The sequence below is a fragment of the Endozoicomonas sp. 4G genome, assembly GCF_023822025.1.
In the GTDB taxonomy this organism is placed as follows: domain Bacteria; phylum Pseudomonadota; class Gammaproteobacteria; order Pseudomonadales; family Endozoicomonadaceae; genus Endozoicomonas_A.
Genome location: NZ_CP082909.1, coordinates 5,799,872 through 5,824,871, shown reverse-complemented (window position 1 = coordinate 5,824,871; position 25,000 = coordinate 5,799,872). Strand labels below are relative to the sequence as shown.

Annotated in this window: 21 protein-coding genes and 1 pseudogene; 10 read left to right on the top strand and 12 right to left on the bottom strand. The window is 48.2% G+C overall.

Going from position 1 to position 25,000, the window contains the following annotated elements; all coding sequences use genetic code 11:
- The first annotated feature begins 156 nt into the window (after positions 1–156).
- Positions 157–1,062: a hypothetical protein gene (locus K7B67_RS23120; RefSeq protein WP_252178198.1), complete on the top strand. Its 906-nt coding sequence runs from the start codon at positions 157–159 to the stop codon at positions 1,060–1,062.
- Here K7B67_RS23120 and K7B67_RS23115 read toward each other — a convergent pair.
- Both K7B67_RS23115 and dnaB read right to left on the bottom strand, forming a co-directional pair.
- The gene (locus K7B67_RS23115; protein ID WP_252178197.1) at positions 1,059–2,300 is read right to left on the bottom strand and encodes an RNA-binding domain-containing protein; all 1,242 of its coding nucleotides are present in this window, start codon (positions 2,298–2,300) and stop codon (positions 1,059–1,061) included. The genes K7B67_RS23120 and K7B67_RS23115 overlap by 4 nt on opposite strands.
- Before the next feature lie 108 nt (positions 2,301–2,408).
- Positions 2,409–3,812: a replicative DNA helicase gene (gene dnaB / locus K7B67_RS23110; protein WP_252178196.1), complete on the bottom strand. Its 1,404-nt coding sequence runs from the start codon at positions 3,810–3,812 to the stop codon at positions 2,409–2,411.
- A gap of 166 nt (positions 3,813–3,978) precedes the next feature.
- Between dnaB and tatA the strand changes: the two genes are divergently transcribed.
- The 3 genes from tatA (at position 3,979) to K7B67_RS23095 (ending at position 6,501) form a co-directional block, all read left to right on the top strand.
- Positions 3,979–4,200, top strand: a complete 222-nt coding sequence (tatA, locus tag K7B67_RS23105; RefSeq protein WP_252178195.1) for a twin-arginine translocase TatA/TatE family subunit — start codon at positions 3,979–3,981, stop codon at positions 4,198–4,200.
- Positions 4,201–4,279: 79 nt separating this feature from the next.
- The gene (gene tatC / locus K7B67_RS23100) at positions 4,280–5,026 is read left to right on the top strand and encodes a twin-arginine translocase subunit TatC (protein WP_252178194.1); all 747 of its coding nucleotides are present in this window, start codon (positions 4,280–4,282) and stop codon (positions 5,024–5,026) included.
- Between the two features lie 236 nt (positions 5,027–5,262).
- Entirely contained in the window at positions 5,263–6,501 is a 1,239-nt protein-coding gene (locus K7B67_RS23095; RefSeq protein WP_252178193.1) for an ATP-binding protein, read from the top strand.
- A gap of 269 nt (positions 6,502–6,770) precedes the next feature.
- Here K7B67_RS23095 and K7B67_RS23090 read toward each other — a convergent pair whose 3' ends face one another.
- The gene (locus tag K7B67_RS23090) at positions 6,771–8,822 is read right to left on the bottom strand and encodes a PhoX family phosphatase (protein WP_252178192.1); all 2,052 of its coding nucleotides are present in this window, start codon (positions 8,820–8,822) and stop codon (positions 6,771–6,773) included.
- Between the two features lie 333 nt (positions 8,823–9,155).
- On the bottom strand, positions 9,156–9,989 hold the full coding sequence (locus K7B67_RS23085; RefSeq protein ID WP_252178191.1) for a helix-turn-helix transcriptional regulator: 834 nt from the start codon (positions 9,987–9,989) through the stop codon (positions 9,156–9,158).
- A gap of 106 nt (positions 9,990–10,095) precedes the next feature.
- On the opposite strand from K7B67_RS23085, the gene K7B67_RS23080 reads away from it, so the two are divergent.
- The 3 genes and pseudogenes from K7B67_RS23080 to K7B67_RS23070 all read left to right on the top strand — a co-directional run bounded on the left by K7B67_RS23080 (position 10,096) and on the right by K7B67_RS23070 (position 13,557).
- Positions 10,096–10,866: a tRNA-dependent cyclodipeptide synthase gene (locus K7B67_RS23080; protein ID WP_252178190.1), complete on the top strand. Its 771-nt coding sequence runs from the start codon at positions 10,096–10,098 to the stop codon at positions 10,864–10,866.
- A gap of 35 nt (positions 10,867–10,901) precedes the next feature.
- Positions 10,902–12,161: pseudogene (locus K7B67_RS23075) on the top strand (cytochrome P450, cyclodipeptide synthase-associated).
- Positions 12,154–13,557 carry an MFS transporter gene (locus tag K7B67_RS23070; RefSeq protein ID WP_252178189.1) on the top strand — a complete coding sequence of 468 codons (1,404 nt, stop codon included), beginning with the start codon at positions 12,154–12,156 and terminating at the stop codon, positions 13,555–13,557. Before K7B67_RS23075 ends, K7B67_RS23070 begins: the two are co-directional and overlap by 8 nt.
- A 96-nt stretch (positions 13,558–13,653) precedes the next feature.
- Here the strand turns inward: K7B67_RS23070 and K7B67_RS23065 are convergent, their stop codons facing one another.
- From K7B67_RS23065 to rpsF, 5 genes are all read right to left on the bottom strand, one after another.
- Entirely contained in the window at positions 13,654–14,775 is a 1,122-nt protein-coding gene (locus tag K7B67_RS23065; protein WP_252178188.1) for a transposase, read from the bottom strand.
- A gap of 217 nt (positions 14,776–14,992) precedes the next feature.
- Entirely contained in the window at positions 14,993–15,439 is a 447-nt protein-coding gene (gene rplI, locus K7B67_RS23060; RefSeq protein ID WP_252178187.1) for a 50S ribosomal protein L9, read from the bottom strand.
- A gap of 31 nt (positions 15,440–15,470) precedes the next feature.
- Positions 15,471–16,343, bottom strand: coding sequence for a hypothetical protein (locus tag K7B67_RS23055; protein ID WP_252178186.1), 873 nt, complete (start codon positions 16,341–16,343; stop codon positions 15,471–15,473).
- A 37-nt stretch (positions 16,344–16,380) separates the two neighbouring features.
- A complete protein-coding gene (rpsR, locus tag K7B67_RS23050; RefSeq protein WP_034835335.1) occupies positions 16,381–16,605 on the bottom strand; it encodes a 30S ribosomal protein S18 in 225 nt (74 codons plus the stop codon).
- A gap of 80 nt (positions 16,606–16,685) precedes the next feature.
- Positions 16,686–17,108 (bottom strand): 30S ribosomal protein S6, encoded by a 423-nt coding sequence (gene rpsF, locus K7B67_RS23045; protein ID WP_252178185.1) that lies wholly within the window; start codon positions 17,106–17,108, stop codon positions 16,686–16,688.
- 298 nt (positions 17,109–17,406) lie between these two features.
- Between rpsF and K7B67_RS23040 the strand changes: the two genes are divergently transcribed.
- Together K7B67_RS23040 and K7B67_RS23035 are read left to right on the top strand one after the other, a co-directional pair.
- Positions 17,407–19,140 carry an autotransporter assembly complex family protein gene (locus K7B67_RS23040; RefSeq protein WP_252178184.1) on the top strand — a complete coding sequence of 578 codons (1,734 nt, stop codon included), beginning with the start codon at positions 17,407–17,409 and terminating at the stop codon, positions 19,138–19,140.
- Positions 19,137–22,523, top strand: coding sequence for a translocation/assembly module TamB domain-containing protein (locus K7B67_RS23035; RefSeq protein WP_252178183.1), 3,387 nt, complete (start codon positions 19,137–19,139; stop codon positions 22,521–22,523). The genes K7B67_RS23040 and K7B67_RS23035 overlap by 4 nt, the downstream gene beginning before the upstream one ends.
- A gap of 3 nt (positions 22,524–22,526) precedes the next feature.
- On the opposite strand, the gene K7B67_RS23030 is transcribed toward K7B67_RS23035, so the two are convergent.
- Together K7B67_RS23030 and K7B67_RS23025 are read right to left on the bottom strand one after the other, a co-directional pair.
- Complete coding sequence (locus tag K7B67_RS23030) at positions 22,527–22,820, bottom strand: HigA family addiction module antitoxin (protein ID WP_252178182.1); 294 nt, start codon at positions 22,818–22,820, stop codon at positions 22,527–22,529.
- A gap of 12 nt (positions 22,821–22,832) precedes the next feature.
- Entirely contained in the window at positions 22,833–23,777 is a 945-nt protein-coding gene (locus K7B67_RS23025) for a D-2-hydroxyacid dehydrogenase (protein WP_252178181.1), read from the bottom strand.
- Positions 23,778–23,868: 91 nt separating this feature from the next.
- Here K7B67_RS23025 and K7B67_RS23020 point away from each other — a divergent pair, with 91 nt between their 5' ends.
- Complete coding sequence (locus K7B67_RS23020) at positions 23,869–24,111, top strand: DUF2789 family protein (protein ID WP_252178180.1); 243 nt, start codon at positions 23,869–23,871, stop codon at positions 24,109–24,111.
- A gap of 13 nt (positions 24,112–24,124) precedes the next feature.
- Here the strand turns inward: K7B67_RS23020 and rlmB are convergent, their stop codons facing one another.
- Positions 24,125–24,862 (bottom strand): 23S rRNA (guanosine(2251)-2'-O)-methyltransferase RlmB, encoded by a 738-nt coding sequence (gene rlmB / locus K7B67_RS23015; protein WP_252178179.1) that lies wholly within the window; start codon positions 24,860–24,862, stop codon positions 24,125–24,127.
- Between the last annotated feature and the right edge of the window lie 138 nt (positions 24,863–25,000).

Sequence of the window (25,000 nt, the reverse complement as noted above, 5' to 3'; positions counted from 1 at the left end):
TCATACAGAGAGTGAGACTACATTGTAGTTGCTTTTAGGTTATTTACTATTCACCCTTGGAACCTGAGTATTTCGGTGTTCCAGTGAACATCTACTGGCGACCTTTTTAACCTTAGCTATGTTGATCATTCTGTATCCAGAAAAAAGTTCAAGTCCATGAAGCGATTGATCCGGTTAGTAGCAGTCCTGATTGTGATGTCACTGCCCCGTATTGGGTATTCTGGAGATAACAGATATGATTCTTTACTGCCTTTAACAGCATCCCTGCTCTCTCAAATGTTCCGGTCTTTCATAGAAGAAAAATTTCCCGAACACTTTTTGAGTCTCGAAAAGCTTCAAGTATGGTCGCTTAACAGGGATCATCGCACATCCGATGCAGAACCAGATGAGCAAACTGTTGATGGAGTCATGGTTGTGACTGCCGGTTTTCGAACCACTATGTTGAATAGTGCTATGTTGAATACTGCTGATTCTGCCTCACAACTCCAACCTTCAAACTTTGTTACGCAGGGCATCATCAACGCTTACTTTTCATCTGTTTTGCCATTACTGACTGAGTATTTCAGGGCTCACTTCAATCCTGACAAAAATTACTATCTGGACCGGGCCAATATCAATCGCAATCAACTGCCAGCGGTAGCCGATGACCCTGACGATTCCGATGGTTCGTGTGATAATTACTCTCGTGATCAAGGCGAAGCTTCCGAAAAAGATACCGGAGTTGTTGCCTCAGTCGGGGCCACAGCAACTCACCAGAAATGCGAATCTTATGAATGTTCGGGTAAAGATTGCGCGCCCGTACCTGAACCTCCTGAATTCTGGAAAGCTCATCTGGTCAGTGAGGGAGAACAAGATTTTATCGTTTACGAGGCCACACTGTATTATTCAGGGTTCCTTAAGCCTGCTTGTACGGCTGAGCCGAGAGAAGAGCCAAGCCCTGAACAAAGTGATAGCGATGAGGAGCCAAGTGAAGAAGATATTCTGGTTGCACAGACACGGGAATGTATTGATCTATTTGATGGAGGGTTTGACAGAGGGCTGAGTAAGCACCTCAAGCCCTAATCCTGCTTTTTCTTGTAGAAGGTTGTTTTGAGGTAGTCTTCCGTCAACTCAAAATGCGGCTTGTTCCCGTTGTATTGCTTCAGGAGGGGTACGATTTTGGTTCGTACACCCATTCCCCTGGCATCGACATAGCCATAATCCCTGAGAACTTCGACTATAATCGGATTTCTCGGGGAACGCTGGCCCGCCAGCATTTTTTCGATGGTCATAGAATTTTGTAAAGTGCCGGGGCTGATTAATTCCAGACGGTCGTCGTATATCCCTATTTCAATATCGACAGACCGGGTCCAGTCTCTGTGCGCAAGAGCATTAATAACCAGTTCCCTTACCGCTGCTTTAGGGTAGTGCCAATGCCTTTCCCTGCGAAAATGATGGTCTATTTCTCCAGACTCTTCGCTGATATAGGGTTCAATCAGATCAACCAGCGTCTCAATCAGTCCAAAGTGCATCTTTGCCAAGCGACGCTCACCCGCTTCATCTTGTTTCCAGAGCCCTACCAATGGAAAATCTAATATCTTGTCAATCTTCGATTGATAAGTTTTATCTTCTCCGTCAAACGCCACTACCCTGATCCCAGACTGCCTTAAATAACGTCTGGGGGAAGTGCCAAACAATACCATACCGGCAACCGTACAAACCGGAGAGCTGACACCCTCAGCCATAAACCCTAATCCAATTAAGCGATTAACCCATGAAGACTTATTCTTGGGAATATCAGGGTCTACGAGTACATTTTTCAGATAATCAAGCAGTCGCTCATGATCCAGAGAGCCATAGCTGGAACCCGCTACAGGCAAGGCTTCGGTATGTAACATTCCGCCGCTGGCAAACAATCTTGCCTGCTGCTCTCTTGTGGCTTTTCTGGATGTTGAACCGACTCGAATACAGACATCTTCACGACCTTTATGCCTTACCACATAGGGTTTTGATACTCCTTCGGTAAAGCTGATCACAGCAATACGATGATCAGAGTCAAGCTGAACTTCTTCGTAATAAGGCAATAACATGGGATGAACTTTATCTGCGATAGCGTTCATCACCCATTCTTCCAGCCTGTCTCGTGCTATACCGCTGATGGAGCCATCATCTTCCACGCCCAGTAGTAGCATACCTCCTTTGAGGTTGGCCATTGCTACGACTTCTTCAGCTAGCTGCTCAGGACGAATATCATCTCGCTTGAACTCAACACCTGAGTTTTCCCCATTGGCAATAATTTCCAGCAGCTCTGATTTCAGCATATTCGATTCAATCCGTACTTTTCACGACGTTGATTAAAAGCAGCTTTTCCTACTTCGAGAATATCAGCCGCAAATTTCTGAACAGGTTCCACGTCTATCACTCCCTGCTTATTCATCATCAAAATTAACATAAGCATCGGGAGCGAGATTCTCAAACCGGGTGTACTGACCGATAAAGGCCAATCTTACCGAACCGATGGGGCCGTTACGCTGCTTGCCAATGATGATTTCGCCTATACCTTTAAATTCGGTATCCGGGTTATATACCTCATCACGATAGATAAACATGATAACGTCAGCATCCTGCTCAATCGCTCCGGATTCACGGAGGTCGGAGTTGACCGGGCGCTTGTTGGGGCGTTGCTCCAGGGATCGGTTCAGCTGAGACAGCGCAATCACCGGTACGTTGAACTCCTTGGCGATGGCTTTCAGGGATCGGGAAATTTCCGAGATTTCGTTGGTACGACCTTCACTGAAACCGGGAATCTGCATCAGCTGCAGATAGTCGATCATAATCATGGCCATATCACCATGCTCACGCACCACACGACGGATACGGGAACGCATTTCAGAAGGGCTGATGCCTGCGGTGTCATCAATAAACAGTTTTTTATCTTTGATTCTTTCTACCGCTGACACCAGCTTAGGCCAGTCTTCTTCTTCCAGTTTACCGGAACGCACTTTGCCCTGGTTGATCCGCCCCAGTGAAGACAGCATACGCATCATCAGCTGCTCGGAGGGCATTTCCAGGCTGAAAACCATGACTACTTTTTCGGTATTCAGTAGGGCGTTTTCGACCAAATTCATGGCGAATGTCGTCTTTCCCATCGACGGCCTGGCCGCAACAATAATCATATCCGACGGCTGCATACCCGAGGTCATATTGTCCAGGTCATTGAAACCTGTGGTGATACCGGTGATGGCATCGCCAGCATTAAAAAGCTCATCAATTTTCTCAACCGTGTTGTCCAGGATTTCCCGAACACCTACCGGGCCGCCGGTTTTAGGGCGCTCTTCAGCGATGTTGAAAACCAGTCGTTCCGCTTCATCCAGTATCGTCTGGCTGTCCCGGCCTTCAGGGTTGTAGGAGATTTCAGCCATCTTTTGACTGGCGTTGATCACCTTTCTTTTAACTGAAGCCTCCTGAATAATGCCGGCGTAAGCCTCAATGTTGGCAATACCGGCAACATTGGCCACCAATTCAGTGATGTACACCATGCCACCGGCCTGTTCCAGTTCATCCTGGTTCTCTAGGGTGGTGGCCAGTGTCAGGGGATCAAAGGGAAGAGTCTCGTTCGCCGATTTAGCCATCGACGAGAAAATAATTTTATGGCGGGGATGATAAAAGTCTTCAGCCGTGATCTTGTCGGCCACTTTATCCCAGGCTTCATTATCCAGCAGCAGGCCACCCAGCACAGACTGCTCCGCCTCAATGGAATGAGGCGGTGTCTTGAGGCTTACGGTTGCTTCATCAATGGGCAGTTCGTTTTCTTGGGGCAGTGCTTCCAGCATGATTCATGAGTACCAAAATCGGAGCTTACAGAATACAGCAACTTCATCTCAGTGGCTAAATTGATGATTTGATGCAAACTCTACCACAACGGGGAGATTGTCATAATTTTTCCATAATCAAACGCTATAGTGACCGCTTTCAAAAAATCATAAAGGAAGCATCACTATGGGCCTCGGCGGTATCAGTATCTGGCAACTGTTAATCGTACTGTTGATCGTTGCCATGCTGTTTGGCACCAAACGACTCAAGGGTCTTGGCAGTGACCTGGGGGGAGCTATCAAGGGCTTCAAGAAGAGCGTCAGCGATGACTCCGGTTCGGCAGAAAACCTGGCCACCCATCATCAGGACATCGACAAGAACAGGGAACTGAGTCACAACAAAGCCTGAGGGCTGCCAGCGTGTTTGATCGATTCCACAATAAAGGCAGCCTGAGCGCTGCCTTTATTTGATGCCTGCCGAGAGAATTATGAACACTGAAACCCCAACAGTTCAATCAGAACAACCCCTGATTCAGCACTTGCTTGAGTTACGAACCCGTGTACTGAAAAGTGTGGTGGTCACCCTGCTGTTCTTTGCCGGGCTGTTTTACTTTGCCAGTGACATTTATGAGCTGGTGTCTGAACCTCTGCGCCTGTTGATGCCCGAAGGCACCAGCATGATAGCCACCGATGTTGCTTCACCTTTCTTCGCTCCCTTCAAACTCAGCCTTGTGCTCTCAATGTTCCTGGCTATTCCTTTTATTCTCCATCAGGTCTGGGGGTTTATCGCTCCTGGCTTGTACAAGAAGGAAAAGCACCTGGCCATTCCCTTGCTGATAGCCAGCGTCATACTCTTTTATGCAGGCGTCGCTTTTGCCTATTTTGTGGTGTTCCCGCTGGTTTTTGGCTTCTTCACCTCCACCGGGCCTGAAACGGTCACCATGATGACCGACATCAGCAGCTACCTGAACTTTATTCTGAAACTGTTCCTTGCCTTTGGGCTGGCCTTTGAAATCCCTGTGGCAACGGTATTATTGATCTGGTCTGGCGTAAGCAGCCTTGAATCCCTGTCCAAAAAACGCCCTTATATCGTCGTAGGCTGTTTTGTGATCGGTATGCTGTTGACACCACCGGACATTATCTCCCAAAGCCTGCTGGCGGGACCTATGTGGCTGTTGTTTGAGCTTGGGTTGCTGTTTGCCCGGGTGACGCCTTTTATGAAAAAGTCTTCTTGAGGATGAGCGAAGCCGCACCAAGGCTCGTGTTTACCGAGGGATTTTAATAGCTGGCAGCAGGCCATTTCCGGCCTGCAAAAACGCCTATACTGAAGCTGCCAAAAGAATGTTATAACTATCTGTTTTTATTAGATAAAAAAGAAAATAAAGAACGAAACCGGCAATTAGACGGAAGCTAAATAGGCAATTAGACGCTAGAGTAATAGACAATTAGTCGCAACCAGAAGCACCTCCTGATGACATTCTTCCCACGCTATTTACAACCCAAAATAAACGAAGCCCTGCAGGATACCCCTGTAGTCTGCCTGCTTGGGGCTCGTCAGGTGGGCAAATCAACGCTTTGTCGGGAGCTTTCCCCTGAGCGGGCCTACCTGACCTTTGATGATTCTTCTGTATTGCAAGCCGCCAAAGACGATCCAGCTGGATTTGTACAAAACCTGCCTGAATACGTGACATTGGATGAAGTCCAACGGGTTCCAGAGCTGCTCTTTGCGATCAAGGCTGAAGTTGATCGCAATCGCAAACCTGGCCGCTTTCTGCTGACAGGCTCAGCCAACCTGATGCTATTGCCCAGAGTCAAGGAATCGCTTGCCGGGCGTATTGAGATTTTGCATCTGCAGCCACTGACAGAAGCCGAAAAAGAATCAATTCCTCCCGTCTTTTTACAACGCCTCTTCACACAAACCCTGTCTGCCTCTATCAAAGGTGAGCAAAAAGAAATTCATGGGATCGCTGAACGGGTTTGTCAGGGCGGCTTTCCTGAGCCCAATACCCACACACCCCATCGTGCACGACAATGGTTTAATCAGTATCTTCAGACCATTATTCAAAATGACATTCGGGATATTGCCAATATTCGTGACGAAGATAAAATGCTGAAGCTGGCTGAACTACTATCCCTTCGTACTGGAAATCTGCTCAATATCAGTAGCATCGCCACTGACTTGAAAATACGACGCGAAACCACCGATAAATACATTAGTATCCTGGAGCACCTGTTTCTCTTTTACCGTTTGCCAGCATGGCATAACAATGCTGCCAAACGCTTGGTAAAAGCACCGAAAATTCATATTGCAGACAGTGGGCTGGCAACCATGCTGGATCGGCTGAAAGCTGAAGAATGGCGGGACTATTCGACCCCCTTCGGTCCGGTTCTGGAGAGCTTTGTCATACAACAGATAAGAGCCCAGACCGAATGGCTGGATGATCCTGTTCACCTCAGCCATTACCGGGATAAAAACAAGGTGGAGGTGGATCTGGTCATCGAATATAATCGTGATATCTACGGCATAGAAATTAAAAAAGCTATCAGTATTCAGGAAAAAGACGGAGAAGGACTAAGGTGCCTTGCTGACCAGGCTGGCGAACGCTTTAAAGGTGGCGTATTAATTTATTGTGGTAACAATGCACTGCCACTCAAAACAGAAAACTGCATGGCGGTGCCAGTGGATTGGCTCTGGCGCAATGATATATAAGTACCTGGCCATCTGGTTTTGTTCTGCCGCTAGTGCAGCTAAGCTCTGATATCCGTACACCCCTCGTTCTCACGCTCCAAATTATTAATGGCACCCAAACTCCGTTCACCCTGAGCGGAGTCGAAGGGTGCCAGGCACGGTCTTTATTGTTGGTTCGGAGTCCACATCCTTCGACTCCGCTCAGGATGAACGTAGATTGTTCACAACAAAAAAAGCCGATGAGCATTTCACTCATCGGCTTTTTTATATAGGCAGTCAGTGTCGACTATTTAAACCCCCACTTCACCACCACCATCTTTCATAATAACCACCGTGGCAGAACGTGCCCTGATAGCACCAGTGCCATCCGTTGCATCGATTGTGTTAGGAGCAGGCCAGTTGCCCGGATGCTGCAGGTTCAGGAAAAAGCTCTGGTTATCAGGCGTAAAGGCCAGGCCGGTCACTTCACAATCGTTTGGACCGACAAAGAAACGCTTCAGTTGATCCTGGTTGTTAGCGTTAACGACTGGTAAGCCTTCTGTGGTGTTCAGCTCAGAGGGAATAACGGCCAGCATCTGGTCATTGGTATTGTCATTGTCACCGCCGTCTGTTTGAATCCAAAGCAGACCGCGATCATCAAAGGCCAGGCCATCCGGGCTGCCAAACTCATTGGTTTCGTTCAGACCGGACAGGTTCACCAGGGTGCGTTCAGAAGCGAACGAACCAAACAGGAAGAATTGCCAGGTAAACTGGCTTGGGTCAGCCCCTTCATCCCAGCGAATAATATGACCATGCTCATTATCTTCACGAGGGTTGGCGGCATTCGTATCGGTATCGGAGTTACCGTCGCCATTATCACGACGGGTGTTGTTTGTCAGTGTGACATAAACAGAACCGGTTTTCGGATCGACCGCCGTCCATTCAGGACGGTCCATCGGGGTCGCACCCACCTCGTCAGCAGCGCCCGGAGCATTCAGGAGCACCTCAGCCAGAGTTGCGAATCCGGCAACATCACCTAATTTTCCACCTGCTTTGGTGGTTGCTTCAGGCGTCAGAGGCAGCCATTCACCCTTACCTCCTACATCAAAGCGAGCGGCATACAAAGTCCCTTCATTCATATACTTGGCACCGGTAGCCAGACGATCTTCAGGGTTGGCGTCTGCCGGGTTCCAGAGTTCTTTGGAAACGAACTTGTAAATGTATTCGAATCGGCTGTCATGACCCGAATAGAAAACCACTGGCTGACCTTCTACCAGCTTGCCAAATGAGCAGTCTTCGTGACGGAAGCGACCCAGAGCTGTCCGTTTGGTGGCTCGGGTATCAGGATTATAGGGATCGATTTCTACGATGTATCCGTGACCATTGGCTTCGTTACGGAAATCTTCAGTCGCCGCTCCAGAACCCGGGGTTACATTAAAACGGGTAAACTCGCCGGTTTCGTTTTCGTCCGCTGGCTCCACAGTTTCCCAATCATAACGGGTGCCTTCGTCACTGATACCCAGACGTTTTTGTTCTTCAGTCCAGTTATCGATGGCATCAGTGCGGACAAAATAGCCAGGCCAGTTTTCTTCACAGGTCAGATAGGTGCCCCAGGGCGTGTGACCATTACCACAGTTATTGTTGGTGCCTCGGGCAAGGGCTTTATTCCCTTTCTCATTGGTGTATTTGGTGATCAGCAGATCACTGTCAGCCACCGGCCCGGTCAGATCCATTTCAGTCGCTGCGGTGTAACGCTTGTTGTATTTGCTGTTTTTAACAACGTCCCAGACACCGTCGGTCAGTTTGATGTGAACGACCGCCACACCGTGGGCGTTAATTTCTTTGCGCACTTCCTCAGCGGGACGCTTACCATCAACTTTGGTATCTCCGTTGGGATGCAATCGGCTTTGAGAAATATATTCATGATTGATACAGAGCAGACCTTCTGTACTGCTGCCTTCCAGCGGGAAGAAGTGCATACCGTCGTGCATCATGCCGGTGGCATTGGCCTGGTCTTCAGAAGTGTTGGTGCCGTCGTCTTTCCATTCTGCCGCTTTATCATTCAAGGGTGTGCCCCATGGCGCCAGAACCTGAGCGGTATAGCCAGGAGGTACAGACACAGCGTCAGTTTTAGTTCCGGGAATGGATTCAAAGCCCAGAGAGAGCCTGGATGGCGGGGTCACCACATCAGAGTCGTTATCGTTACAGCCAGCCAAACCAACACTGGCCAGTGCTGTAAAGGCTGCCAGCGCACCCCCACGCTTCAAAACCCCACGGCGGGAGAGTTCTTTTTCCAGCACTGCCGAGATCGGCTTGTTATCACTGGAGTTGTACACCGTCGGATCAAAAGTATTTTTGCTCATGTTATACCTGTCGTTCGAGCCAGCTTTATTTGTTATCGAATATCCTCTAAGCCGGACTCATTAAACGACATGATTGTGACAATAAGATTTATTTAATGTGACAGGATTAAAACAATTTTTCACTCTTCTGAAAGCACTTTCACACTTGACTGGCTGACCGATGATACAGAGGGTAATAATGCCAACTTCGTAAAGAGCAAGCCATTTTCCAACCTCAACGAATAGAGAAGCTGGAACACTGACAGTAAGTTCCCTCGCCTCTTTGCTGACATGAATGGTGATGGTATGGCAGACCTGACCGGGTTTGGAGAAACGATCGCGCTTTACTTAAAGTCATTGATTCAAAAAGTGCTTAGGAGATTTTCCTACAATAGATGTCACCATCGCGGTAAAAGCACTGTGACTGGAATAACCGAGCTCAAGTGCGATTCTGCCAATAGACATTTTTTTAGCGGCTAATGTTATGGCGCTGGCCAGCAGTGCTTGCTGTCGCCACTGGCTGAAAGTCATATTCAACTCATTCCTGAAGAGTCGTCCAATAGTACTTTCGCTAGCCCCCACTACAGCAGCTAAATCATGAAGTGTCACATACTGCTGTGGTGAATTTAAGAACAGTTGACACAAATGCCTCAATCGTCTGTCCTTTGGCATGGGCACACCAATTGGGATAGGCCGACTCTGTGCTATTTCTGTGTATATAAGCTTGCAAAGAGCATTATAAATTTCTTCGGGCATAGTTTCAGGGTTTGTTGCCGACATCTTTTTAATTAGCTCTCCAAGCAGACAAGATACCTCAAAGCATTGACACCGGTGCCAATCAAACGAACCAAACAGAGGGTTATGTTTTAAGAAATAGACTGAGAATAAACTCGCGCGCTCAAGCAGTGAGGCTGAATGTATATGATCAGGTGGAATCCAAACTGCATGATGCGGAGGAACCCAATAGGTCATACTTGACGTTGTCACTTGGGTAGCTCCCCTGTCAGAGAACACCAACTGACTCCAGTAATGCTTATGCAATGAGGTTTCTGAACGTGATTTGACCTCTTTGGTCATCACTTTCACGGGAAAGACCGGACTAAGACCCAGGTCAGTCAGTGACTCCACTAGAGCTTTACCACTCATTGACGGTTTCTCAATACTGCTTGCCATATATGCAACATTCACAGGCTCAAATTCTTTGTATAAATACTCTCACAACAACAGTGAGTTAGGTAGATCGGTATCTGTCCAAACTCGAAAAACACATGTATACAACAAATAAGAGCCAATCATGAGTCAGCTATCAACCATCAGCTATGTAGATTCGTTCAGACAACCCCCTACTCCTTGTGATTTTTCAGAAAAAAATCAATGCAAGGAACTTTATATTTCAGGGGCAACACCTCGCTGTGAATCCATAATTCAACAAGGTGAACATGCCCTTATTGGTATAAGCCCGTTTAATTCTCAGTTTTCAAAAACATATGTAACTAGTTTGGTGAATTTTATTGCAAGACGATTCAAAAGATTTGATATATTGATGCCCTGCCTTTCAGAAGCATCCCGATTACTCATAGCAACAGGTATGGAAGAAAAGAAAGCCATAAAGAAGACTCGGCGGGAACTCAGACGTCACAAAACTCATTTAACTTACTTACTGTCATTGTATGAGTTAAGAAGTACGCCGGCAAAAATCATTCAGTTCAGTGATTTTATAGACAACACAAGCTATAAGAGCTTAAATTTTGAAGCCAAGAAGGCGTTTGCAAACTGCTCACGATTTCGTCAAGACTGTTTAACCATGTCACAAATGGCAGTGCGAGGCCGTCTTAGGGGAAAAGGTCGCCAAGACAGTGAGCTTAAATCACAACTTGTTAATGATGCCTTGCCCTACATTTTCGCAGAGTTACCGTTTTTCCTAGATACACCATCGCTGTTAAACGTTCCCTATTCTACATTTTTTTATCATCGAGTCTGGCCCATAGGTGAGGGTTTATATAAAGGTCATTACCCAGTTAAAGTTAAGCCAAAGCAAAGTTATGGATTAATAAGCCTGCGTTAATTTTCCCTTTCGATTAGATTTAAGGATTTTTACCAATGTCCCAACTAGCTTCAATTAGTATTCATAATCCAGATTTAGCACGAAACCCATACCCTCTCTATCGAGAGATGCATGCTAAGGATTTAATCTACGTTGACAGGAAAAACAAAACTTATCTCATTGGAAAGTATAATGATGTCGATAAGATTTTAAAATCATCAATCTTCACTACCAAACCACTAATGAAACGAGCTGAGCCAGTGATGGGGGATCGAGTACTGGCACAAATGGAAGGTAAAGAACATTTCACCAAACGCCGCATGGTGCTTCATGGTTTAACCAAAGAATATTTCACTAAACTTTATCAACCAATGATCACTAACGTCACCAAAGAGCTTATTAAACCTTATTTGCCTCTTGGAAAAATCGATCTTGTTAGAGAATTCGGCAGAGACTATGCAGTGTTAGTAACCTTAGGGATTCTAGGTCTACCGACCGAGAACTATCAAGAAATTGCCCAATGGCATAAAGGAATTGCCGAGTTCATCACCTTGTTTGATCAAACCGATGACCAAAAAGCACATAGTCTGGATTGCAGTAAACGCTTAATAAGCTTAATTACTCCCATAGTAGAAGAGCGACGCCTAAACCCTGGGGACGATTTTATCTCTCTTTTGTGTGATGGTACTCAAGAAGCTGACTTAAGGATGTCAACCAGCGAAATTACTGCCCTGTGTCTGAATATTCTTTTGGCAGCCACTGAGCCTGCTGATAAGACACTAGCCATGATGTTCAAGCACCTAATGGATACACCGGATATATTTCATGCCGTTTTAAATGACAGATCCCTTATCCGTGAAGCATTGGAAGAGACGTTACGACTAACTTCCCCTGTACAGCTGATTCCCAGGGAAGCTAGCAGCGATTGCGTTATTTCCGGTATCAAGATTGAACAGGGTGAACATGTCTTTTGTATGATTTGAGCCGCTAACCGCGATCCTAATGTCTTTTATGATCCTGAAAAATTTATTTTACGACGGAGAAAAAATGGGCAAGCCAAGAGCCGACAACTTGCTTTTGGTTCAGGTATCCATACTTGTCTTGGAGCAGCATTTTCTCTACTTCAGTTAGAGTGTTCAGCAAACATTCTCTTGGACCAACTGCCAAACATGCAGATGACTGATGTAAATGATTACCATGAAAGTGGTCTGTATACTCGAGGCCCAGACTCTTTAAAGCTGATATTCACTCCTTCTATACAAACAAAACGACATACATCGGATAGAACGCGGAGTGTAGATGAATTTTATGTCTGATCAAGATACATTCAGTCACGAACAGCGCTGGGTAATAGTGAGTTTGATCCTAGGCGCCATTATGCCTTTGATCGATGCAACGGCTCTGGGGGTTGCGATTCCAAACCTTGCTAAGAGCTTTGAGGTGAATATCTCCAAGCTTCAGTGGGTGTCTGTTTTATATACTATTACCGCTACCATGACTGTCACACTATGCGCCTGGGCTACCCGTCGTTTAGGCGCTAAAAGGCTTTGGTTGACAGGTTTATTCGTTTTTACCGCAAGTTCTTTAATAGCAGCAATCTCGCCTAATATAAACATGTTACTGCTCAGTAGGGGGCTTCAGGGGGTTGGTGCCGGTATCATCATGACAGGAATGCAAACGGTATTAGTTCTGTCAGTAGGAAAACCTCTACTCAAAACGGCTATGGCAACTATGGCTGTGCCGACAGTATTGGCACCAATAGCAGGCCCGGTAGTTGCTGGCCTCTTATTACACATCGGCGACTGGCGGTGGATTTTCTACATTAATATCCCAATAGGCTTAATGGCCTTTTATCTTGCCGTTATAAAGCTTCCTGACAACCAGGAACGAACTCCATCGAAGTTCGACGTTGGCGGTTTTTTATTTCTGGCTCCCGCATTAACTCTATTAGTGCTCAGTCTATCTTCACTGTCTGACATCAGTACATTAAAAGAAAATACATGGCTTACAGCAGCCTTCAGCTTTACATTAGGAGCATTACTACTATGTGTATTTTTACTGCATGCACGACAGGTTGGGGAAAAATCCCTTATCCAGATTACATCGTTTCGATCTTATTCATTTCGGTCAAGCATGATCTTATTGTTACTGTCCAGTACTGGCTTCTATGCAGGTATGTTTGGTCTTCCTGTTCTGTTTATTCAAGAGCTTGGTCGAAGTGAATGGATAGTAAGTCTATGGATCGGTGCACAAGGCGTTGGAGCCCTTGTCTCTCGATCCTACCTAAAAAAAATGTGCGACCGATGGGGGGTTGGGTTTACCGGTATCATGGGAGTTTTATTATCTGTAGTGGGAACATTGCCACTTTTAATACCGGATCTATACAACCACTGTATATTGACATCACTAAGTCTGTTAATCAGGGGAGCTGGAATAGGTTTATCAACCCTGTTGGCTATGTCTCACGCTTTTCATGAGCTGACACCTCAGCAAACACCTGATGCCAGTGTACTGTCCCGTATATTTACCTTGCTTGGGGCTTCTTTTGGCCCAGCCGGCATCGTGATTTTATACTCGCTGAAATGGCAATTTTCTTCGCTTGAATGGGTCATCTCAGGACTTAGCCTGTTGGCTCTGGCCTGTATTTGGCCAACATTGAAGCTACTTAAGGCCGAACGGCGGACGACAACAAGAACTGTCTCATCCGCATAGGTGTTAGAGACTGACACTCCCCGCCCTATCGGGCGAGGGTTCTTAGATCGCTCCAAGAACCTTCCTGCTTCAACACGCCTTCCCTAGATAGGGGCTTTAAGCCTCTATCCCCGTTCCAGTCGCTCCACAGGCTAACCCCGCCAGTCCAGCGGTTTTGATATTCTTTGCTGCGTTAATGTCCCGGTCGTGATGGGTTTTGCATTCCGGACATTCCCATTCACGAATAGACAACGGCAGACTTTCATGGACAAATCCGCAACCGGAACAGCGTTTAGAGCTTGGAAAGAATCGGTCTATCTTAACCAGATCTCTACCCGCCCAATCAGCCTTGTATTTCAACTGGCGGACAAACTCCCCCCAGTTTGCATCGGCTATGTGCTTGGACAGCTTTGGATTTTTGATCATGCCCTTCACGTTCAAAGACTCTACGCAAACAACTTGGTTCTCGTTAATGAGTTTGCGTGATGCCTGGTGGGTGGCATCCATCCGGCAATCGGCAATCTTGGCATGAAGTCGTGCAACCTTGAGCTTTGCTTTGGCTCTGTTGCTACTGCCTTTTTGCTTTTTTGACATCTGACGCTGAAGATAGGCGAGCTTTATCTCGTAGCGCCTGGTGTGCCTTGGGTTACCGGATTTTTCACCCTCTGAAGTGATGAACAGATCATTCAAACCTAAATCAATGCCTACTGCTTTGTTACTAATAGGCATTGGTTTAGCTTCAAACTCACACAGCATGGACACAAAGTACCGGCCTGCCCGATCTTTGATGATGGTGATACTTGAAGGATCAGAAGACAGCGGTCGGCTCCACCGGATATTCAGCGGATCTTCGCTTTTGGCAATGAAAAGCTGACCATCTTTGTATCTGAAAGCGGCCTTTGTTAGCCGGATACTTTGTCTTGAGTGTCTTTTCTTGAATTTAGGGTATTTGGCTTTTCCATTACAAAATTTCTTGAAAGCCTCTTGCTGATCTCTAAGCTTTTGTTGAAGAATCACGCTGGATACATCAGCCAGAAATGGAAACTCTGTCTTGAGCGAGACAAGCCTTTTTTCTACCTCAGAGTGGGATATGGATTTCCCGTCTTTGTAGTAGGCATCAGTGCGAAAACGAAGCGTATTGTTATAAACAAATCGAGCACAACCAAACGACTGAGCAAGTAGCTGAGTTTGCCCAGGTGTTGGGTAGAATCGTTCTTTGTAGGCTCGCTTAGTGTTCATGCGAAATATTTTACAGAAAGCATTGCCTTTCGTAAACCTTGATGTTTATTATCAGTCCTACGGACTGACCGCTTGTATCACCGCCCGATTGGGCGATGCTTTACGCGGGAATTGGTAAGCCAAGGAAATAGGCTTCATCCCCCAACATCAAACACAAAAAAATACCCGCAGGCCAAAACCCACGGGTATTGAGTATCAGGCGCCGCTAAAACCGAACTTATTCAGCTTCAACAAATACCTTGATAGTCGCTGCAACGTCAGTGTGCAGCTGGATGGCGATGTCGTATTCGCCAGTCGCGCGAATAGGGCCTTCGCCCATGCGAATTTCGCTCTTGGCTACTTTAACGCCAGCACCAGTGATGGCTTCAGCCAGGTCACGGGAGCCGATGGAACCGAACAGTTTACCTTCGTCGCCTGCTTTGGCGGTCAGGGTCAGTTCGATTTCAGCCATTTCAGCGGCGCGCTTCTCAGCAGCAGCCAGTTTTTCGTTAGCGGACTTTTCAAGCTCGGTACGACGAGCTTCAAAGGCTTCAACATTTTCCTTAGTAGCAGGCACAGCCTTGCTGAAAGGAATCAGAAAGTTACGACCGTAACCGGCTTTTACGGTTACCTTGTCGCCCAGGTTGCCAAGGTTGGCAACTCTCTCAAGCAGGATAACGTCCATCGCTAGCCTCTTACCTTATACCTAGTGCCTGTCAGCCCTGAATCTGTTGATTCACGCGGTTGCGAAAATCAAACAGACTGTCAAGACAAGCAGTCAAAACGATAACCGGGTATGCCAGTTGCGTAAGGGTGATCAACAGCATATAAAAGCCAATCAACCAGAAGCTGCCCCGTTGACGCAGTTTTACCAGCCCGTGGACCAGTGCCAGACCTGCAATAAACAGTGGCAACGAGGCGACGGGTACCAGGGCAGTCAACATAGGTGACAGTGCCGAACCCATCAAAGTGATAGCCAGGAGACTGACCCCAACTGCTGCGGGTAACCGCACCTTGCGGAATTCGTCACCGAATCCTCCGGGGTTGTACAGATCAGCCTGCCAGGAGCGCGCCAGTATCAAAGCCAGGACACAAAACAGTGTGTGCAACCAGGCCAGGGCACCCGCTACGCCGTACTCCAGAATCGGTCTCAGATGTTCACCGAGCTGCAGCGTCTCGCCACTGCTACTGCTCTTGAGGTTCTCTTTCAGAAACTTCATCACAGAATCAGTCAGAGCACTGATTATATGGGGTGACATCTGGTACATGGCAAAGGCCACCAGGCCTCCCAGCGGCACAACAGCCAACAGGGTTTTCGGCCATGAGACCGTCTGGCGCAGGACACAGGCCAGCAACGAGGTGGTTACCAGCCCGATCAATACGCTGTACTGACCAAAGGCGGCCCAGGCGATTCCGGGTAACAGAGCCCACATCAGGAGTTTCAGTCCGTGGTCAATGCCGCGACGCAGTATCACCAGCGATACAACAGCCGCACTCAGCCAGAAAAGCATGGGAATACAGGCAAATACGACCGCCAGAAACAAGGAATGTTTCGGGCTTTTCATTGCCAGTTCCGCCAATTTACGCATTAAGCAATACCTTCAAGTTCCAAAGTTTGCCGACTGATCAGTGACGATCAGTGTATGGCAGCAGTGCGATGTAACGCGCACGCTTGATAGCTGTCGCCAGCTGACGCTGATAACGGGCTTTGGTACCGGTGATACGGCTTGGTACGATCTTGCCAGTTTCAGAAACATAAGCCTTCAGAGTGTTCAGATCTTTGTAATCGATCTCTTTCACGCCTTCGGCGGTGAAACGGCAGAACTTTCTGCGGCGGAAAAAACGTGCCATTGCAACGTCTCCTTGAATTCAACAAATGGTGATGTTCTTAATCCTGTCAGCCCAAGGCTAAAGACAGTCTCAAGGACGACTTACTCAGCAGCAGCTTCTTCAGTAGCAGCTTCCGGAGCTTCGGCAGTTTCCGCCGTTTCTTCGCGACGCTCTTCACGACGATCGTCACGGCGCTCACGTTTCTCTTCAGCCTGCATCATGATGGATGGCTCGGAAACGGCCTCATCACGACGGATCACCATGTTACGGATAACTGCGTCGTTATAACGGAAGTTATCTGTCAGTTCGTCCAGGATCTCGTTGCTGCACTCGATGTTCATCAGAACGTAGTGAGCCTTGTGGATCTTGTTGATTGGGTAAGCCAGCTGACGGCGACCCCAGTCTTCAAGACGGTGTACCTGACCGCCGTTGTCGCCGATAGCGCGCGTGTAACGCTCTATCATGCCTGGTACTTGCTCGCTCTGGTCAGGATGTACCAGAAAAACAATCTCGTAATGACGCATTATTTGCTCCTTACGGGTTAAATAGCCTTCCACACTTTGAGTGAAACTTTCGTTCCATCACAGGGCAGTAAGGCAAGGAGATGGACTGGAAATTACAGTCACCTGAAAGATGCCTGCACACCACGCCCAGCATACAAAGAGCGGAGGATTCTAGAGAAGTGTGACTATGGTTGCAAGTATTAAAAACCGATGACAGGTTATTGAGATACGTCGTCAGACCCTCTACGATATCGGTCGGTCCCGCCGCTTTCTCTGAACAACTTTCTATTAACAACTTTCTCTTAACAACTGGTCGCAAGTGGGTAAGCTGAATAAATTTCTATCGATTGTCGCACTTTTGCTTTTCACCTTTGCTTCTGTTGGTCAGGCTCAAACCTCGCTAACCTACGAGGTTAAAGGCCTGGAAGACGGGCAGAAGCAAAACGCTGAACGTTTTCTGCAAACCTTGCCTGCTATTAAACCTGAACAGCTGCCCCGCTATCAAAGCAGTATCCTTGAGGCGGTACAGAAGTCCCTGCAAGCACTGGGCTATTTCAATCCAACCATTACCATGGAGTTGGACAGCAAGGACAAAGACCAGCTCAATGTTCATGTTGATCCGGGACAGCCGGTACGTATTCGCAACATCAACGTTGAGCTGAAGGGACAAGCCGGAAAAAACCCGTTGTTCAAAAACATCGTCAAACAATCTCCTCTGAAAAAAGGCGTCATATTCAACAGTGGCGAGTATGAAGATCTCAAGACGACGCTTAACACCCAGGCCCAGTCTTTGGGTTTTTTCGACGCTCAAATGAGAACCCATAGGGTCAACGTTTATCCGCAAGATTATGCGGCTGATGTGGAGCTGGTATTCGACTCCGGTAAACGCTACCGGTTTGGCGAGATTGTTTACGGAGACATCCCTGAAAACACCCGAGCCCTGATCCAGACAATGCTGACCTTTCAGCCCGGCTCACCCTATCAATCCGTCAAGCTGGGCAACCTGAACAAGGATCTGGCTTCCACCGGCTATTTCCAACAAATAGATGTTCGCACCCTGCGGAATGAAACCGTAGACTACCAGGTTCCTATTTATATCGGTGTCACCCCCAACAGGAGCCATGAAATCGAAACCGGTGTTGGCTATTCCACCGATGAGGGTCCCAGGCTTTCTTTGACCTGGGATATCCCGCTGATCAATGACAAAGGGCACAGTCTGACTAATGAGGCGCTGCTTTCAGCCCCCAGGGTTGAACTGACTTCCAGCTATAAAATCCCCTACGGCAATCCACTCACTGAATTTTATGATCTTCAGTTGGGTTATCAATATAAGGGACAGGAAGACACCATCAGTAACCTTGGCTCTACCTCTATCCACAAATGGAAAAAAAATCCACTGGGCTGGGATCGTGACCTGTTTTTCAGAATTCAGTACGAAAGCTATAAGCAGGGCCTTCAGCATGGCAGAAGCCTGCTGGCCATCCCGGGTATTTCTATGACCCGACGTGATACCAAAGGTGGGAAGATCGACCCCCGAAGCGGCTATCTGATCATGTCCACAGCTGAGTTCTCGGATAAATTCCTGGGTTCTGACCAGAACTTTCTGAAACTCTGGGGTCGCACCAAAGGCTTGACAACACTGGCAGAAAAACACCGTTTTATTGGCAGGGTAGAACAAGGGTTCATCTGGATAAACGACGTTAATAAAGTACCGCCCTCCATTCGTTTTTTTACCGGCGGTGACCAGACGGTCAGAGGGTACGACTATGAAAGCATTGCCCCCAAAGACGCCGATGGAAAATTAATGGGTGCCCAATATATGACGGCGCTCAGTATCGAGTACAACTACCAGTTTCTGGAGCACTGGCGGGCCGCTGTTTTTGTCGACTCTGGAATCGCCACCAATGACTACAGGGACGACTGGAAAACCGGCGCTGGCTTTGGCATTCGCTGGATAACCCCTCTGGGTGCCCTGAGAGTCGATCTGGCTTTTGCCGTCAGTGAACCGGGCACCCCTTATAAATTGCACTTTTCCATGGGGCCAGAACTATGAAAAAGGCTCTTTACCCGCTGAAGGCTCTTTACCCGCTGAAGGCTCTTTACCCGCTGAAGGCTCTTTACCCGCTGAAGGCTCTTTATAAGCTGAAGGCTCGCAGGGTTATCCTACTCGCTCTGGCCACTCTCCTTTGCCTGGCGCTGTTTTTATTACTTACTCATACGGGCAACCTCTGGCTATGGAACCTGGCCCGCTCTCAATTGCCTGAACTTCAGGGTGAACTGATTGAGGGGTCGATTCCCAATGGCCTTGTTTTACAGAATCCGGGCTGGGTCGATCAGGATATGTCATTCACAGCAAACCGGCTGACGGTGCAGTGGCAACCGGGGATGCTGTTTGACGGACGACTGGTGATTGATGAACTGGTGCTGGAAAATCTGGTCATTAAACTGCCATCGTCTGATAAAGAACCAACTCCTTCCAGCGACAAGCTTATATTGCCAGAAATAAAGCTACCTCTGCCTATTACCCTTAAGCAACTGACGCTGGACAAAGGGACTTATGAGCAGGGTGAAATCAAGGAAGAGATCAGTGACCTGTTGGTGTCTGCTGATGCCCGGCAATCCCAAGTCAATATCCATGAGTTCAGCGTTAAACAGGCTTTGGGAAAAGCCAGTCTGCGAGGAAAAATAACGTTGAGCGGTGATTATCCGTTGTCAGCAACCGTTGACCTTCGGCCAGTCCCCCTGAACAAAAAGCTCCAGTCAGAAACCGTTAAAGCTACCCTTCAAGGCTCCTTGGCTGACTACCAACTGGATGCCAGGGCCACGGCGACTTCTGATGTTTTATCCACTTCCCGGGCGCAAAAAGAAACTCAGATAAAAGCCTCACTCAAGGCCCGGGGCAGCCTTGAACATATTGCCATCCAGCGTCTCAACCTCTCAACCCCTGAAGGTGATGCCGATCTCTCTGGTCGGTTGACCTGGGCAAAGGGCATCGACTGGAATGGGAAAGTCAGTCTCAACAACCTGGACACAACCAGCCTTCTGCCTGAGTACCCGGGAAAGCTCAACGGTGTCTTGAAAAGCCGCTTTAGTCTGGACGACAAAACCTGGCAACTGGTGATTTCTGAAATGCATATCACCGGAGCACTCAGGGACAAGCCTGTGTCACTTTCCGGCACAATGAACATCAATCATCTTTTTAACTGGCAGCTGGACCACCTGCAGGTCAGGGTCGGCGAAAATCAGTTAAGCGCCAATGGCCGCCTTGATAAATACTGGAACATCGACGCAGAACTCAATGCTTCAAAGCTGGCAGAACTTTACCCTGACCTTCAGGGTGAGGTGGAAGGTTTAATCCAAATATCCGGCAGCAAGCAACAGCCGAGACTGAACTTTCAACTGAACAGCCCCTCCGTTCGTTATCTGGACACAGCCATCAAAGGCCTCTCTGCAAAGGGTCATATTGAAAAGGGTGTTGACATTGTTGGACAGGCTCGCGTCAATGTGGAGACCCTGACTCAGGGCACCCACACACTCAATCAGATAGCGCTTGAAGCCAGAGGCAATGAAAAGGAACATCAGGTTCGGCTCTCGACTCAAGGTAAAGAACTCAAGAGCGTCGTCACTCTGTCCGGCAGCTACCGCAACAAACAGTGGCAGGGACAACTCACCCGCAGCGACCTGAACACAGAGTTCGGAGACTGGTTACTGAAACAACCGGTTGATATCACCGCCTCAGCAGCCAGTGCTTCCTTCTCTGAATTCTGTCTGGCTTCATCCCCTGCCAGCATCTGCGCTCAATCCAGGCAACTGAGCAAAGATTCCGGACACATCTCCTTTAGCATTAAGCAACTGGCACCTGAACGATTCAAAGCCTTTTTCCCCACCGAGTTTAACTGGCAGGCTCTTCTTAACTCAGAGGGAGCGTTGAGCTGGCAGGATAACCAGCCAACACTGTCGTTAAAGGTCTCCTCAACCCCCGGAACACTTCAGGCTTATGATTTGTCCGGCGATTACAGCCAGCTCAATATGGAAGCCAGCGTCGCCAACAATCAGCTGCAAAGCTCTTTAAACTTTCTCTCAGAGACACTGGGACACAGTCGTTTGAGCGTGACTGTCGATGACCTGCAAGACCAGAAAACCCTGACGGGTCAGCTGAATATTGATCATTTATTGCTGGAAATCTTCGCACCTTTTGTACCTGACATCAGCGAGCTAAAAGGGACTTTTTCTGCCAGAGGCCGACTGGAAGGCTCTCTTACCAAACCGCTGTTTTATGGTCGACTGGCTATTGAAAATGGCCATGCCAATACCACACAGAACATTGTCAGCATTTCTGAACTCAATACTTACCTGAATGTGAACGGCGACTCCGGCACGGTAGAAGGCAAAATGCAGGTAGGTAAAGGCTCGCTGAATCTGGGAGGTCAACTGAACTGGAAAGATCTCCGGCAGCCTACCGGCAACATCACACTCCAGGGGCAGGATCTGGATATCAGATACCCCGGCATCGGGGAAATCAGAATTTCACCCGATCTGAAACTGGCACTGTCTGAACACATTGCATTGACAGGCATTATCCGAATTCCCTGGAGTCGCATTGATATCAAGAGCCTTCCGAAAAATACTGTTTCCGTCTCAGACGACGTTGTCATAATACAGGAAGGACAAACTTCAGAATTCCAGAAGCAGGCCAGCAAACTGTTTTCGATGAGGGTACGGTTAGCACTGGGAAAAGATAATCGGATGGATGCTTTCGGTCTCAAAGCCGGGCTCGCAGGGCATCTGGATCTGCTTCAGCTTCCTGACAAACCCCTTGAAGGAAACGGCACAATCACACTGTTGGAAGGTCGTTACCACCAGCTGGGCCAGGATTTACTGATCAAAGAAGGAAAAATTATTTTCCAGGGGCCTATTGATTCTCCCTATCTATTGGTCAATGCCATTCGCAATCCGGAAACGATTGAAGATAATGTCGAGGTTGGCATTAAGGTCAGTGGCTCGGTAAAAAAACCTGATTGGGAGGTTTATTCCAGCCCGGAAATGCCACAACAGGAACAGCTTTCCTATCTGCTGCGAGGCAAGAGTCTGGAAGGGGAAAGCAGTTCCAGTTCCAGCGCCCAGTCAATGCTGGTGGGCCTCGGTGTTTCTCAGCTTGGCGGCATCGCCACCTCTATTGGTGAAACCTTTGGTTTCAGCAATGTCTCCCTGGATACGGAAGGTAGCGGCGAGGAAACTCAGATCACCATTGGCGGCAACATAGCCCCCGGTCTTCACCTGCAATACGGCGCGGGTGTTTTCAGCTCGGTCAGTGAAGTGAAAGTTCGCTATGAGCTGATGCCCAGGCTTTATCTACAGATCGTCAGTGGTCTGGCTCAGGCTGTGGATATTTTCTATCGTTTTACCTTTACTCCTGATTCTGAAAAAGGGTCTTAGTAATCACGCAAAAGAAAATTTGAAAGGTTTCAGAGTATCAAGCGTTACTGATTGTTCTGACTGCCAGATGTCATAGTTGTGCTGCATGATCAGCCAGCTTTCCGTAGTTCTGCCAAGCACCTTGGAAAGCCTTCTGGCCATCTCTGTGGATACAGCGCTTTTTCCCTGCAATACTCGGTTCAAAGTTGAGGGTGAAACCTCAAGGGCTTCAGACAGCCGTCTACAGCTTATATTTGCTGGCTCCATATAGGTTTGCCTAATAAACTCTCCAGGGTGGAGTGGGTCGTGTATTCTCATTAGTGGTAATCCTCATACCCGTAGAAAATGCGCATAATGTTGTGCCGCAAGATCGACCAAACGCTGTCTCGACTCTAGACTGCCCCAGGCACAATGGGGAGTGACGATCAAGTTTGGCAGTGACTTCCTGAGCAGGATATTCCCATGTCTGGGGGGCTCTTCTGTCAAAACATCAAACCCTGCGCCTCCCAGTCGCCCGGCCTCCAGCGCCGAGACCAAAGCACTCTCATCAACTAGCCCACCTCTGGAAGTATTGATCAGAATGGCCGTGGGCTTCATCAGCGCGAGCCTTCTCTGGTCAATCAGGTTGGCAGTACTTTCACTCAAAGGGCAATGCAGGCTGACGACATCTGACTTTTTTAAACCTTCGTCCAGCTCAATCCTGTCTTCAGCGGTCGTTCCTGAACCGGGAACCTTTGCCTTCAACACATTCATGCCGAACGCTTCTGCCAGTCTGGCTGTAGACCTGCCCAAATCACCATAACCGACAATTAACAGCGTTTTGCCTGCCAGCTCCATGATCGGATGATTCAGCAGACAGAAATTATCGCTTTCTGCCCAGGCACCATTCACCGCATCCCGGGCGTAAGCAGGGACAGAGCCTGCCAGAGCAAGGATCAAAGCCATGGTGTGCTGGGCAACAGACGCAGTGCTGTAACGTTCGACATTTCGGACTTGAATACCACGCCGGTCACAGGCGGCAAGATCGATATTGTTGATTCCTGTCGCCAGCACGCCAATATACCGGAGGTTGGGCAGTGAAGAGAGCATCGACTCATCAATCACTACCTTGTTGGTAAAAATCGCTACGGCATCACGGCAACGTTCAACCACATCCCCTGGTTGACTATGGTCGTATATTTCCAACGGTACCGGAAACTGATGAAACGCTTCCAGAGACACTCCATCACCCAGAGTCGCCCGATCTAATATGACGGCATTGTTTTTCGCACTCACACGGTTTACCTCTGGAATCTCATTTAACTTTTCTGAAGACAGTGACCTGCTATCCTGACGGTATGAAAACAGATTCTATCGGGAGGTCTCCATGGAACCTGCTCATCACACAATCAATGATCTGTTTGACCAGCTTGGATTACCCAGCAGCGATTCAGACATTGCTGCGTTTATCGAAAAGCACCAACGGATGCCTCACCAGATAAAAATTGAACAGGCCGACTTTTTTTCAGACAGCCAGCAAGCCTTTATAAAGCAGGCATACCACGAAGACGCTGACTGGGTTGTAGTGATTGAACATCTGGACGCTCTGTTGAGGGAAAAAGCCTCCTGAAACCACCGGATTGCTATAACTGCCTTTGACGAACCGCCTCGAACAAACAGACACCTGTCGCTACAGAAACATTTAAACTGCTGACTGACCCAGCCATGGGGATAAAGATTAATGAATCACACTTATCCCGGGTCAGTCTTCTCATACCCTTACCTTCAGCACCCATCACCAGAGCCAGAGGCCCCTTGAGGTCGGTCTTGTAAATATCAGAAGCACTTTCACCCGCAGTTCCGATCATCCAGATGCCACGATCTTTCAGCCATTCCATGGTTCTGGAAAGATTGGTTACCTGCACCAGCGGGACGTTCTCGGCGGCGCCACAGGCCACCTTTCGAGCCGTGGCATTCAGGCTGGCGGATTTGTCTTTGGGTGTAATCAGGGCATGAACCCCTGCGGCATCAGCGGTTCTCAAACAGGCACCCAGGTTATGAGGGTCGGTGACACCATCCAGTATCAATAGAAAAGGCGGTGCATCCAGTGTGTTGAGAAGATCTTCCAGGTCACCTTCCCGGTAGACTTTCGCCTGTGCAACACGGGCCACTATGCCCTGGTGTACGCCTTCAACTTTCGAGTCCAGCCGGCTGCGCTCGACGAAACGCACCGTCACTCCCTGGTTGCGGGCTTCCTCCACCAACGTATTAATGCGCTTATCCGTGCGACCTTTCTGGATCAGCAGTTCCAGAACTTTTTCCGGAGAATGCTCAAACAGGCTCTGCACGGCGTGCAGGCCAAAAACAACATCATCACTCATTACGGGAATTCGTATGCAGGGTTGGAGTTAGGATTGAGCTGCATATTAGCAGAGCCAAAGGTTTCAGTGGAGGGTTGACACTGATCAAGCTCCGAACCGACAATAAAGACCGTGCCAACCACCCTTCGAACGTGCATC